General features: G+C 72.4%; 9 protein-coding genes. 6 read left to right on the top strand and 3 right to left on the bottom strand.

Annotated features, from left to right (window positions below; translation table 11 throughout):
- The first annotated feature begins 123 nt into the window (after window positions 1-123).
- Together OHN19_RS09410 and OHN19_RS09405 are read left to right on the top strand one after the other, a co-directional pair.
- On the top strand, window positions 124-1,488 hold the full coding sequence (locus OHN19_RS09410; RefSeq protein WP_330263746.1) for a M14 family zinc carboxypeptidase: 1,365 nt from the start codon (window positions 124-126) through the stop codon (window positions 1,486-1,488).
- Entirely contained in the window at window positions 1,485-1,910 is a 426-nt protein-coding gene (locus tag OHN19_RS09405) for an SSI family serine proteinase inhibitor (protein WP_330263745.1), read from the top strand. Before OHN19_RS09410 ends, OHN19_RS09405 begins: the two co-directional genes overlap by 4 nt.
- 45 nt (window positions 1,911-1,955) lie before the next feature.
- Here OHN19_RS09405 and OHN19_RS09400 read toward each other — a convergent pair whose 3' ends face one another.
- From OHN19_RS09400 to glgX, 3 genes are all read right to left on the bottom strand, one after another.
- Complete coding sequence (locus tag OHN19_RS09400) at window positions 1,956-3,206, bottom strand: M14 family zinc carboxypeptidase (RefSeq protein WP_330263744.1); 1,251 nt, start codon at window positions 3,204-3,206, stop codon at window positions 1,956-1,958.
- 534 nt (window positions 3,207-3,740) lie between these two features.
- Window positions 3,741-6,098, bottom strand: a complete 2,358-nt coding sequence (treY, locus tag OHN19_RS09395) for a malto-oligosyltrehalose synthase (RefSeq protein ID WP_330263743.1) — start codon at window positions 6,096-6,098, stop codon at window positions 3,741-3,743.
- Between the two features lie 70 nt (window positions 6,099-6,168).
- Window positions 6,169-8,295 carry a glycogen debranching protein GlgX gene (gene glgX, locus OHN19_RS09390; RefSeq protein ID WP_330263742.1) on the bottom strand — a complete coding sequence of 709 codons (2,127 nt, stop codon included), beginning with the start codon at window positions 8,293-8,295 and terminating at the stop codon, window positions 6,169-6,171.
- A 196-nt stretch (window positions 8,296-8,491) separates the two neighbouring features.
- Here glgX and OHN19_RS09385 point away from each other — a divergent pair, with 196 nt between their 5' ends.
- The 4 genes from OHN19_RS09385 to OHN19_RS09370 all read left to right on the top strand — a co-directional run bounded on the left by OHN19_RS09385 (window position 8,492) and on the right by OHN19_RS09370 (window position 12,887).
- Window positions 8,492-9,313: a Tat pathway signal sequence domain protein gene (locus tag OHN19_RS09385; protein ID WP_330263741.1), complete on the top strand. Its 822-nt coding sequence runs from the start codon at window positions 8,492-8,494 to the stop codon at window positions 9,311-9,313.
- Between the two features lie 61 nt (window positions 9,314-9,374).
- The gene (locus OHN19_RS09380; RefSeq protein ID WP_330263740.1) at window positions 9,375-10,694 is read left to right on the top strand and encodes a copper amine oxidase; all 1,320 of its coding nucleotides are present in this window, start codon (window positions 9,375-9,377) and stop codon (window positions 10,692-10,694) included.
- A gap of 114 nt (window positions 10,695-10,808) precedes the next feature.
- Window positions 10,809-12,053, top strand: coding sequence for an SAV2148 family HEPN domain-containing protein (locus OHN19_RS09375; protein ID WP_330263739.1), 1,245 nt, complete (start codon window positions 10,809-10,811; stop codon window positions 12,051-12,053).
- Window positions 12,054-12,164: 111 nt separating this feature from the next.
- The gene (locus tag OHN19_RS09370; RefSeq protein ID WP_330263738.1) at window positions 12,165-12,887 is read left to right on the top strand and encodes a 3'-5' exonuclease; all 723 of its coding nucleotides are present in this window, start codon (window positions 12,165-12,167) and stop codon (window positions 12,885-12,887) included.
- The last annotated feature ends 2 nt before the right edge of the window (window positions 12,888-12,889 follow it).

The following is a 12,889-nucleotide window of genomic DNA, read 5'->3' as shown; positions in this document are numbered from 1 at the left end:
TGGCCTGGGCTTTACGTGCCGTCGCGACCCAAAGCCCTTTCCTCCGCACGGTGTTGACGTACCCCCCAACTCGTGACTGACTGTGCGTACACCATGCACACCAGGTGAACCGACGGCACCACATTGTGGAGGTGTGCCCTGCCGCCCCTCCTCCGCTACCCGACCGTCGACGAGCTGGGCGCACGGGCCGCGGCGCTCGTCGCCCGCCATCCCGCGGACGCCCGGCTGCGCCGGGTCGGCACCTCACGCGCGGGCAACCCGCTGTGGCTGCTCTCCGTCGGCCACGGCAGCCGCCAGGCCCTCGTCGTCGCCGGACCGCACGCCAACGAGCCCGTGGGCGGCGGCACCGTCCTCCGACTCGCCGAGCGGGCCCTGGCCGACACCCGGCTCACCGCGGGGGCCGACGCCACCTGGAACCTCCTGCTCTGCCTCGACCCCGACGGCCTGCGCCGCAACGAGGGCTGGCTGCGCGGCCCGTACTCCCTCGACCGCTACTTCCGGAACTTCTTCCGGCCGGGCTTCGGCGAACAGCCGGAGTGGCTCCCGGACGGAGCGGAGGCCGCCGCGCTCCCGGAGACCCGCACCCTCCTCGCCCTCCAGGACGAGCTGCGCCCCTTCCTCCAGTGCTCCCTGCACGGCGTCGACGTCGGCGGCGGCTTCGTCGAACTCACCCACGACCTGCCCGGCATCGCCCGGCACGTCGCCCACACCGCCGCCCGGCTGCGCATCCCGCGCGAGGTCGGACCGTACGACACGCTCTACTGGCCGTGCCTGGGCCCGGCCGTCTACCGCATCCCGCCGCCGCGCCGGGGCGACCTGGCCGCCGCCATAACGGAAGCCGCCGTCGAGTCGACCTGGTACCACCCGCACCCGTACGGCACCGTGACCGCCGTCGTGGAGGCGCCCATGTGGGGCGTGGCCGCCGTCGAGGACGCCGGTACGCCCGCCGACGGGGCCGCAGTGCTGCGGACCGTCAGCCACGCCCTGCGCCACGACGCGCGGCTCCTGGAGGACGTCCTGGCCCGGATCCGCCCGCATGTCTCGGACACCCCGGACGCGGCGCGGCTGCTCTCCCCGGTCGAGGACTATTTACTGGTCGGCCCCGGCCTCGCCGACGCCTGGGACCCCGACGTCACCGACGGCGGCCGCCCGCTGCCCCCGCTCAGCGCCGGCCACCTGACCGCACTGCGCATCGCGGGCCGACGCCTGGCCCTGCGCACCGCCGGACTCCTCCACCAGCTCGTCACCCGCGCGGGCGTCGACCCGGCGGGCGCGCTGCCGGAGCTGGACCGGCTCATCGACCTGTGGTGCGCCGACTACCGCGACGGCTGCGGGGCCCGCTGGATCCCGGTCCCGCGCCAGATCGAGTACCAGTCCCGGGTCGTGCTCGCCGCCTTCGAGCTCGCCGCACGGTACGCGCCCGCGTGCTCCCGTTCGGGTGAGCCCGGGTGGGGTTCCGAGGCCGCCGTGCCGATGCATCGGGAATGACGCACACCACCACAGCGACAGCACGGCGACGAGCGGCGCGCGCGGGTCTGACGGCGACGGCCGCCCTGCTGCTGGCCGCCGCGGGACCCGCCCCGGCAGAGGCCCGGTCCGGCGGCGACTACCTCTACCTCCTGGTCACCAAGGGCGACAGCCGCTCCAGCGACACCCGCGGCACCCTCCTGCTGTGCGACCCGCCCCAGGGCCACGGCCGCGCCACCGAGGCCTGCGCCCAGCTCGACGCCGCCGGAGGCGACATCGGTGCCCTTCCGGCCGCCGACGTGTACTGCCCGATGGTCTACGCGCCGGTCACCGTCCAGGCGCGCGGACAGTGGGGCGGCCGGCCGGTCGAGTACCGGCAGACCTTCTCGAACGGCTGCGTGATGGAGGCGCGGACCGGGGCGGTGTTCGCCCTGGAGAGCTGACGTACGCGACTGAAGCGCACGCACGCGCATGGCGTCGCGTCGTCCTCAGCCGGCCCGTGCACGCGCGTGCAGCGCCACCGCCACGACCGTGCGGGCCTGGTGCTCCACCTGGTGCTCCAACGGCACCCAGCGGGCCCGGAAGCGCTCCGCGAAGGAGTCGCTCCAGGCCTTCACGAGCCGTTCCAGACGCGGCGCCGCACGGTCGTCGGTCTCCCGCAGGACCCGCAGCAGCATGGCCGCCGCCCGCAGCGGCAGCCGCCGGGAGAACGCGTCCACACTGCCGATGTACGCCCTGGTGTCGTCGGCGGGACGGGTGTGGATCCAGTCCGCGGCCAGCCCCGGCACCAGCTCCAGGCCCCAGGTGGCCGCCCGCAGCAACGGCCCGTCGGCGCCCTCCAGACGCGGCCGCGCGTCCGCCAGTACCCGCTCCACCGCCCGCGACTCCCGCAGCAGCCGGCCCGCCAGCCGCCGCATCGCCGCCGCCGGGGCCGGATGCGGCGCCGGATCGTCCACCAGGTCGCTCGCCCACATCGGCACCTCCACGACCGCGGTCAGACCGCCGTAACGGTGCGCGTGGTACCAGGTGCTGCGCCGGGCGTCGTCCGGCATGCTCGGGTACGCCGCCCCCGCGCCCGGCGCGGGCATCACATGCACCCCCGGGCCCAGGGCCGGCCAGCCCGCCGCGTCCGAGGCGCCGGTCTCCACCGGGATGTGCAGCTGCGCCGCGGACTTGGCGAACGGCTCGGCGAGACCGGGGACGTCCTTCGTCAACTGCACCCAGCTGCCGCCCAGATCGGTGCCGTGCAGGGTCACCTGGAGGTAGGGCCGCAGCTCGTCGATCACCGCGGTCAGCGCGCGGGTCTCGGGGGGCAGCCGGTCGGGCGGCAGCATCGACGGGGCCCACTCGGGCTGCTCCTCGCCGGCCGGCCGGAAGAAGCCGAGGTGGTAGTCGAACAGGCTGCGCGGGGCCGGGGTGACATGGAGACTCGCCCCGTCGGGATCCGCGCACAGCAGGAAGTGCCAGGAGGTGTCCGCCCGCAACTCCGGCTCGGCCAGTACCCTTTCCGCCACCGCCAGGGCCGCGGGGCCGCCCGCCGGTTCGTTGGCGTGGGCGCCGGCGACGACCAGGACGGCCCGTGGGGAGTGGCCGACGGACAGCAACTCAAGGGGCCTGCCCGCGCGTGAGACGCCCACCTGCCGCAGCCGGCAGACGCCGGGCCGTCTGGCGGCCAACGCCCGGGCGGAGAAGACAAGTTCGGGCACCGTGGGGTAGCGCAGCTCCGGCAGGAGACTCACCCCCGACCTGTCCGACCGGCCTCGCAATCCGCAGTACCCCACGCTCTGGTTGAGCTGTCAAGGACGCCGAGGGGGAGGCTCCAGGGGGCGCCCAGAGGCATTTACCGGCAGCGGGTAGAGCCGTAGGTGCCGACGGGGCCGCCCCCGCCTAAGTCCCGCCTACGTCCCTGCCTCCGCGCCCCAACAGTGGCCCGGCCGCACCGCCGCTCAGGGCCGGACACAGGGGCACCTCGGCGCCCGCAGCGGCAGCAGCGACACATGGGCCCCGGTCGCGGACAGCGCGTCATCGCTCGCCACCGCGCGCCGGCCGCCCCGCACGAACCCCGGGAGCATGCGCGGGCGTGAGCCGGTCGCGAGAGCGACGCCACGGCGTGCGATGAAGAAGCCCACGCCGGACCCGTCCGCCCCAGCCGCTCTCACCCAGCCCCGTGCGCCCCAGCCGCTCTCACCCGACCCCGACCGCCCGCCCCGGTCCAGACCGCCCACCCCGGCCCCGACCGCCCGCCCCGGGCCCCGACCACCCACCCCGTCCCCTCACTCCGCCCCACCCACCCGCTCCAGCAGGGCCACCGGCGACTCGCCGAACAGCTCCGCCAGCCGTACCTGTCCCGAGAACTCCCGTTCCGGCACCAGCACGTCGCTCCACACCCCGGCCGGCAGCGGCAGCACCGTCTCCCGCCAGCCGCCCGCCTCCGCGAGCCGCAGCGACAGCCGGGTCACCGCGGTGACCACCTTCCCGGAGCGCGCGAAGGCCACGCAGTGCGCCGAAGCGGGCCCCTCGGCGGCCAACGGCTCATAGGTCGCCGCCTCCCCGAAGGCCTCCGGCCGCCGTCGGCGCAGCCGCAGCGCCGCCGCGGTGAGCGCGCCCTTGTCGCCGGAGTCCTCCGGCGGGAACCCCACGACCCGCCGGTTGTCCGGGTCCACCAGCGCCAGGTACTCGCCCTCCGTGCCCTGGTACACGTCGGGCACCCCGGGCATGGTCAGCTGCACCAGGGCCGCGCCCAGCTCGTTCGCCAGGATGTGCGGCCGCAGCCGGCTCCGCAGCTCGGCCACCCGCTCGCCCTGCGGCCCGCACGGCCCGGCCGCGACGAACGCCGCCACCGCCTCCTCGTACGCCGGCTCCTGCTCCGTCCAGCTCGTGTACAGGCCCGCCTCGCGCACATGCTTCAGCAGCGCCTCCCGCACCCGCCCGGGTTCCGCGGGGCCGAGCCCGAACACCGTCTGCCAGGCCGCCCACGCCAGCTGCGCGTCGGGAACCCCGTCACCGGCACGCGTCACCTCCGCCAGCGTGTCCGCCCACCACTCGGGGCACTCGGTGAGCACGGCCAGCGCCGCCCGCACATCGGCGCTGCGCTTGGTGTCGTGCGTCGAGGCGACCGTCCCCGTCAGCGGCCAGTCCCGCTGCACGCGCGCGCAGTAGGCGTGGAAGTCCTCGACGGGGACGGCCGGGCTCCCCGGGTTCCCGCCCACCTCGGTCGCCGACAGCAGCGGCACGTACCGGTAGAACGCCGTGTCCTCCACGGACTTGGCCCGCAGCGCCGACGAGGTCTGCGCGAACCGGGTCCGGAACTCCACGTGCTCCGGCCCGTCACCGGCCCGCCCCAGCACCAGATCCCGTACGACGTCCACGGCCTCCGCCTCCTCGGGGACCACGAAGGCGAGCCGGGCCTCGGCCGCGGCCTCCTCGGTGACCACGGCGGCGGCGTCCGAGGAGGCGTAGGGCCGGTAGACCTCCATGCGCACCAGCAGCTCCTGGAGCGCGGTGCGCAGCGCCCAGGGCGCCCGGTCGCGCAGCGCGGGCTCCGGGGAGGTGGCACACACGCGTACCGCCACCCGGGTCAGCCGCTCGGTCTCGGCCGCCAGCTCGTGCGTGATCACCTTGTACGCGGCCCGCCGTACCGTCGCCGCCCAGTCGCCGCCGCGGTCCGTCTGCGGGGCCGCGAAGCGCCGGTACTGGCCGAGGAGTTCCCCGAACCCCGCGGGGTCCGTGAACAGCCCGTCGAGGTGCCTGAGGGCGTCGTAGCCGGTCGTCCCGGCCACCGGCCAGGAGGCGGGCAGGTGCTCGCCGTCCGCGAGGATCTTCTCCACGACCGTCCAGCGGCCGCCGGTCGCCTCGTGGAGCCGCAGGAGGTAGCCGTCGGGGTCGGCGAGCCCGTCCGGGTGGTCGATCCGCAGCCCGTCCACCACCCCCTCGTGCAGCAGCTGGAGGACCTTGGCGTGGGTCGCCTCGAACACCTCCGGGTCCTCCACCCGCACCCCGATCAGCTCGGAGATGCTGAAGAAGCGCCGGTAGTTGAGCTCCGTACGGGCCAGCCGCCACCAGCCGAGGCGGTACCACTGCGCGTCCAGGAGCTGCGGCAGCGGCAGCTCCCCGGTGCCCTCGCGGAGCGGGAACACATGGTCGTAGTAGCGCAGGACGTCGCCGTCCACCGTGAGGTTGCCCAGCTCCGCGCCGACCGGCCGCCCCAGCACCGGCAGCAGCACCTGGCCGCCCTGCGCCTCCCAGTCGATGTCGAACCAGCGCGCGTACGGCGACTTCGGGCCCTCCCGCAGCACCTCCCACAGGGCGCGGTTGTGCCGCGGGGCCATCGCCATGTGGTTCGGCACGATGTCCAGCACCAGCCCGAGCCCGTGCTCCCGCGCGGTGCGCGACAGCGCCCGCAGCCCGTCCTCGCCGCCGAGTTCCCCGCGCACGCGCGCGGGGTCGACGACGTCGTAGCCGTGCGTCGAACCGGGCACGGCCTCCAGGACGGGGGACAGGTGCAGATGCGAGACGCCGAGCGAGGCCAGGTACGGCACGGCGGCCGCCGCGGCCCCGAACGGGAACTCGGGCTGCAACTGGAGCCGGTACGTGGCCGTCGGCACGGCCGGGGCGGATCGCTCAGGTGTCATGCGAACCTACGTACCCGCCCTGCCGCCTTTCGTGTCATCGCGTGCTCCATGTGCGTCCTCGTGCGCCCTCCTAGACCGGCCGCTGGAGCACCGTCATGCTCCGGTCCACCAGGGTCAGCCGGTCCCCGGCCTGCACCTTCGCCCCCGTGCCCGGCGGTACCCCGTCCGGGCGGCCGGTGTCGACCACGACCTGCCACTGCCGGCCGTGGTTGACCGGCACCACGAAGTCCAGCGTCTTCGGCGAGGCGTTGAACATCAGCAGGAACGAGTCGTCGGTGATCCGCTCCCCGCGGGCGCCGGGCTCGGAGATCGCGTTGCCGTTGAGGAACACCGTCAGGGCCGAGGCCTGCGCCCGGTCCCAGTCCCGCTGGGTCATCTCCTTGCCCTCGGGGGTGAACCAGGCGATGTCGGAGAGCTCGTCATGGGTGCCCTCCACGGGCCGTCCGTGGAAGAAGCGGCGGCGCCGGAAGACCGGATGGTCCTTGCGCAGCCACACCATCGCGCGCGTGAAGTCCAGCAGCTCGCTGCCGAGCCCCGCCGCCTCCGCCGACTCCGGCCAGGTCACCCAGGCGATCTCGCTGTCCTGGCAATAGGCGTTGTTGTTGCCGCCCTGGGTGCGGGCCACCTCGTCGCCGTGACTGATCATCGGCACGCCCTGGGACAGCATCAGCGTGGCGATGAAGTTGCGCATCTGCCGGGCGCGCAGCTCCCGCACCGCCGGGTCGTTCGTCTCCCCTTCCGCCCCGCAGTTCCAGGATCGGTTGTGGCTCTCGCCGTCCCGGTTGTCCTCGCCGTTGGCCTCGTTGTGCTTGTCGTTGTACGAGACGAGGTCACGCAGGGTGAAACCGTCGTGGCAGGTCACGAAGTTGATGGAGGCGAGCGGCCGGCGGCCGTCGTCCTGGTACAGGTCCGAGGAACCCGTGAGCCGGGACGCGAACTCCGCGAGCGCCCGCGGCTCGCCCCGCCACAGGTCCCGTACGGTGTCGCGGTACTTGCCGTTCCACTCGGTCCACAGCGGCGGGAAGTTGCCCACCTGGTAGCCGCCCTCGCCCACGTCCCACGGCTCGGCGATCAGCTTCACCTGGGAGACCACCGGGTCCTGCTGCACCAGGTCGAAGAACGACGACAGCCGGTCCACCTCGTGGAACTGCCGGGCCAGCGTGGCCGCCAGGTCGAAGCGGAAACCGTCGACGTGCATCTCGGTGACCCAGTACCGGAGCGAGTCCATGATCAGCTGGAGGACGTGCGGGGACCGCATCAGCAGGGAGTTCCCGGTGCCCGTGGTGTCCATGTAGTACCGCTGGTCGTCGGTCAGGCGGTAGTACTGCGGGTTGTCGAGGCCCTTGAAGGACAGCGTCGGGCCCAGGTGGTTGCCCTCGGCGGTGTGGTTGTAGACGACGTCCAGGATGACCTCGATCCCGGCCTCGTGCAGCGCCCGGACCGCCGACTTGAACTCCAGGACCTGCTGACCGCGGTCGCCCCAGGAGGCGTACGCGTTGTGCGGGGCGAAGAAGCCGATGGTGTTGTAGCCCCAGTAATTGTTCAGGCCCATGTCGACCAGGCGGTGGTCGTTCACGAACTGGTGGACCGGCATCAGTTCCAGCGTGGTCACCCCGAGCTCCACCAGGTGCTCGATGATCGCCGGGTGCGCGAGGGCCGCGTAGGTGCCGCGGAGTTCCTCGGGCAGCCCGGGGTGGCGCATGGTGAGGCCCTTGACGTGCGCCTCGTAGATCACCGTCTCGTGGTAGCCGATCCGGGGCCGCCGGTCGTCGCCCCAGTCGAAGTAGGGGTTGACCACGACCGACGTCATGGTGTGCGGCGCCGAGTCGAGGTCGTTGCGCTTGTCGGGCGAGTCGAAGTGGTAGCCGTACACCTCCTCGCCCCAGCGGATCGAACCGCTGATCGCGCGCGCGTACGGATCGAGCAGCAGCTTCGCCGAATTGCAGCGCAGGCCCCGCTCGGGGGCGTACGGGCCGTGCGCGCGGAAGCCGTACCGCTGGCCCGGCATCACACCGGGCAGATACGCGTGCCGCACGAAAGCGTCGCTCTCGCGCAGTTCCACCGCCGTTTCCGAGCCGTCGTCGTGCAACAGACACAGCTCTACTCGGTCCGCAGCCTCCGTGAAGACCGCGAAGTTGGTACCGGCGCCGTCGTACGTGGCACCGAGTGGATACGCCTCTCCAGGCCAGACCTGCATGGAACGACTCTTTCAGGTGTGCCGCGCCCCGTGTGGCGCCTTGGGCCCGAGTGTCCACGAAAGTGATGGAACCACCTATGACTTACGTCCCTCTTACCGATCGACCAGCGCACAGGACGATCACAGGATCGGACCTGGGCCGAACCATTGGGGCAGACACGTACTCCCGGAGTTCGCCGGGGAGTAGGGGGAAGATGTGCGCAAGATAGTGCACCGCCACCTCGGGAAGGTGGTGGCAGGTGCGGCCATCGCGGTGGCCGGGACCGCCGTGATGATCGGGATCACCCTGCCGGGCACGGCGGGCGCGGACGACGACCCGGGGGGCGGCACGACAGCCGCGGGGCAGTCCGCGGCGCAGGCGGGACAGGGTGCGGACGGGGCCGTGGCACCCGGAGTCGTCGAGGAGACCCCGGCCGCCGAGGGCGCGAAGGGCAAGGGCCGCGACCCGCTGACCGACGACGAGATCAAGCGGGTCGAACAGCTCGCCGTGAACCGGCAGATGTTCAACGCCAGCGAGGACGTCGAGGGCGAGCGCGGGCCCGAGCGGCTCACCGTCGACCTCGCCGACCCGAAGGTCGACGAACTGGACGACCCGAACGCGCCCCGGCGCGCGGACGTGACGTTCTACGACTACCGGGACGACACCCTCGTCACCAAGACCGTCGACCTCGACAGCGGCAAGGTCGTCGCGACCGGCACCCAGCACGGCGTGCAGCCGCCGCTGAGCAGCGCCGAGTACGCGGAGGCCGCGAGCCTGCTGATCGCCGACCCGCTGGGCGCGGACCTCAAGGCCGACTACAAGGACGCCACCGACAAGGAACTCACGGACCCGAACCAGCTGCTGCTGACCGGCGCCGTGTACCGGGCGGTCCCGGGCGGCCAGCCGGCCGTCCTCGACAAGTGCGGCGAGCACCGCTGCGTACGGCTGTTCCCGAAGGTGAAGAACGGCCCCTGGATCGACGCCAGGGCCTTCGTGATCGACCTCAGCGCCCGCAAGATCGCCAAACTCGACAGCTGAGTCGCGTCCCACCTTCGTCCACTTTTCCTACCTGCTCCTTCCGCAAGGGAGTCATCTCTTCATGCGTGTCAACAGAATCAGCCGCGCGCGCAGGCACGCGGCCCTCGGCGTTTCCGTGGCCGCGCTGGCCGCCGGTGTCACCACCGGAGCGGGACCCGCCGCCGCCCAGCCGAAGGCCGCCGCCGCTGCCGCCGCGGAGTGCAGCTCCGCCTACAAGATCGAGCAGAAGCTCTCCAGCGGCACGACCTGGAGCATGTGCTGGCGCTACGACAGCAAGGCCGGACTCGTCCTGGAGGACATCTCCTACCAGCCCAAGGGCGAGACCAAGGCCATCAAGGTCCTCAACAGCGCCCGGCTCGGCCAGATCCACGTCCCCTACGACGACGGCAGCGTCGAGTACGACGACCTGACCGGCTTCGGCTTCGCACAGGGCCTGATGAACCTGGACCCGGGCGAGTGTCCCGGCGGCACCATCAAGAAGGTCAAGGTCCCCGACTCCTGGGACCCGGACCAGCCCGACGTCAACGGGCTGTGCACCACCACCCGCTCCCGCGGCCACGCCTACCGCATGCAGGGCGACAGCGCCAACAAGGTCTACCAGGCACAGGGCAAGGACCTGCTGGTCTACTCGGTCAACCAGGTCGGCTGGTACGAGTACATGACCGAGTGGCGCTTCCAGGACGACGGCACCATCACCATGAACCTGGGCGCGACCGGCAGCCTGTCGTACTACGACTACGACGCCGGCGACGGCCGCGGCTGGCCCATCGGCAAGGGCCCCCGCGCCCAGGCCACCAGCCACAGCCACAACGCCTTCTGGCGCCTGGACTTCGCCCTCGACGGCTCCTCCAAGAACCGCGTCGAGCAGTACGACTCGACGGTCACCGCGGCCGCCCAGGGCCAGCAGGCGCCGAGCACCAAGACCACCCGCACCCCGGTCACCAAGGAACTCGCCGGCGACGCCAAGAGCTACCGCTGGTGGCGCGTGGTCAGCGCGGTCGGCAAGAACAAGGACTGGCACCCGCGGTCGTACGAGATCGTCCCCGGGCCGAGCACCAAGTACCCGGGCCGCAGCTTCACCAAGCACGACATGTACGTCACCGAGTACAACCCGTGCGAGCAGTTCGCCAGCAACAACCCCGGCAACTGCGGTACCGGAGCGGGCAAGTCCGTGGACAAGTGGGTCAACGGCCAGACCCTCACGCACCCGGTGGTCTGGATGAACGTGGGCTTCCACCACATCGCCCGCGACGAGGACCAGCAGCCCATGCCGGTCCACTGGCAGGGATTCTCCATAGCCCCGAGGGACGTCACCGCTATGAATCCGCTCACTCCGGCCGAGCTCGCCGGGCAGAACGGGCAGTGGACGCCGGGTAGTTGAGATTGACCCTGTCCATCCGGCTGCACCGCCGACCGCTCCCGGAGTACCCTTCCTTGATCGTTGGGTGGGGAGACCCTCCGGGCAGCGCCCGGGGGAGCGGAAGGCGGTGCGCGGGTGGGCTCGGGAGGGCTGGAGTTGCCCCCTGGTGACGAGGGTCACGAGGGGAACTCCCAAGACGCCCCGCCCGGCACGGTGTCCCTGGCACGGCCGATGGACGCGGGAGCGACGATCGGGCCGGAGCTGGACTGGGACGCCGACGCCTGGCGCGAGGTGCGTACGCGCGCGCAGCGCGCGGGGCGGGCCTACATCTGGCTGAACCTCGTGGAACAGCGGCTGCGGGCCGTCGTGGCCGCCGTGCTGCGTCCCATCTACGAACCCGTCCACGGCCACGACGACTGGGTGGTGGCCGCCGCCGGACCCGCCGGACAGGAGTGGGTCCAGCGCGCGGTCGCCGTCCGCGAGGTCAGCCGCCGCAAGGGCTACCTGCTCGACCCCGCCGACGACAATGTGCTCAGCTTCCTCACGCTCCCGCAGCTGCGGGAGCTGATGGTGCAGCACTGGCCGTGCTTCGAGCCCTACTTCGACGAGCGCCGGGACGTCGAACTGGCCCTGGACGAGCTGGAGGTGACGCGCAACGTCGTCTCCCGCAACCGGGCCCTGTCCGAGGCCGTCCTCGGCCAGGCCGAGCGCGCCTCCGCCAAGCTCCTGGACATACTCGGCGCCGGCGGTGACGTACCGTCCGCCCGGCGACTGCCCGTGGACGCGGTCGAGGACCTGGTGGGCGACCGGTACGCCGACGTGGTCGCCGTCCACCCCGACCGGGTGCGGCTGCTGCGGCAGTTCCCCGCCGAGGACATCTTCGGCGACGCCCGCCGCCTCGACGCCGTCGGCATCGGCCTCAACCTCCTCGTGCAGAACTTCTCCGGCCGCCGCCTGGTGCGGCTCGCCGAGGCCGGCTGCCGGGTGCGGCTGCTGTTTCTGAACCCGGCCTCCAGCGCCGTCAAGCGGCGCGAGCGGGAACTGGGCATGAAGCGGGGAGAGTTGAGCCGCTCCGTCGAGATGAACATCCTCCACATGCGCCGGGTGCGGTCCAGGCTCCGAGACCCGGGCGCCTTCGAGATCCAGGTCTACGACGAGACACCGCGCTTCTCGGCCTACCTGGTGGACGCCGACGGCTCGGACGGCATCGCGGTCGTGCAGTCCTATCTGCGCCGGTCCAGGGGCATGGAGGCACCGGTCCTCGTGCTGCGCAACGGCAACCGGGTGGTGAAGGCGGGCGACGTGGACGACAGCGGCCTCTTCCCGACCTACCGCGAGGAGTTCGAGACGAACTGGGCGGATTCACGCCCGGTGTCCTGAACTGTCCCGAACCGCAGGGGCGGTAAGCGGAACGCGGTCCTCTGATTGTCAGTGGCGCATGGGAAGGTGGAGACCACTGGGGGAAAGCACCACCACGAAGGGGGACCGCCCATGGGCTGGCACCAAGAGCTGCTGATCGGCTTCGACCTGGAGACCACCGGCACCGATCCGCGCGAGGCGCGCATCGTCACGGGAGCCGTGATCGAGGTCAGGGGCGGGCAGCCGCTGGGGCGCCGGGAGTGGCTGGCGGACCCCGGTGTGGAGATCCCCGCGGACGCCGTTGCGGTCCACGGCATCAGCAATGAGCGGGCCGCAGCCGAGGGCCGCCCCGCCGACCAGGTCGCCGACGCCATCGCGGACGTCCTCACCACCTACTGGAAGACCGGCGTCCCGGTCGTCGCGTACAACGCCGCGTTCGACCTGAGCCTGCTCTCCGCCGAACTGCGCCGGTACGGCCTGCCGTCCCTGCGGGAGCGTCTGGGCAACCTCGACCCCGCCCCGGTCATCGACCCGTACACCATCGACCGCTCGGTGGACCGCTACCGCCGCGGCAAGCGCAACCTCGAAGCGGTCTGCACCGAGTACGGCATCGCCCTCGACGCGGCCCACGACGCCTCCGCCGACGCCCTCGCCGCGGCCCGGCTGGCCTGTGCGATAGCCGTCCGCCATCCCAAGGTCGCCGCGTTCGGCCCGGCGGAACTGCACCGCCGCCAGATCGAGTGGTACGCGCAATGGGCGGCGGACTTCCAGGACTTCCTGCGCCGCAAGGGCGACGCGAACGCGGTGGTCGACGGCACGTGGCCACTGCGCGAGCCGGCCGACGAGACGGTGTGAGA

It is taken from the genome of Streptomyces griseorubiginosus (genome assembly GCF_036345115.1).
Lineage (GTDB): Bacteria > Actinomycetota > Actinomycetes > Streptomycetales > Streptomycetaceae > Streptomyces > Streptomyces griseorubiginosus_C.
The sequence above is the reverse complement of the archived record's forward strand: the minus strand, read 5'-3'. Positions and strand labels throughout refer to the sequence as shown.

What these genes read in the sequence shown, in the direction of transcription:
- treY (WP_330263743.1), bottom strand. Translation starts at nt 6,098, where the DNA reads ATGACACCTGAGCGATCCGCCCCGGCCGTGCCGACGGCCACGTACCGG.
- OHN19_RS09380 (WP_330263740.1), top strand. Translation starts at nt 9,375, where the DNA reads ATGCGTGTCAACAGAATCAGCCGCGCGCGCAGGCACGCGGCCCTCGGC.
- glgX (WP_330263742.1), bottom strand. Translation starts at nt 8,295, where the DNA reads ATGCAGGTCTGGCCTGGAGAGGCGTATCCACTCGGTGCCACGTACGAC.
- OHN19_RS09370 (WP_330263738.1), top strand. Translation starts at nt 12,165, where the DNA reads ATGGGCTGGCACCAAGAGCTGCTGATCGGCTTCGACCTGGAGACCACC.
- OHN19_RS09405 (WP_330263745.1), top strand. Translation starts at nt 1,485, where the DNA reads ATGACGCACACCACCACAGCGACAGCACGGCGACGAGCGGCGCGCGCG.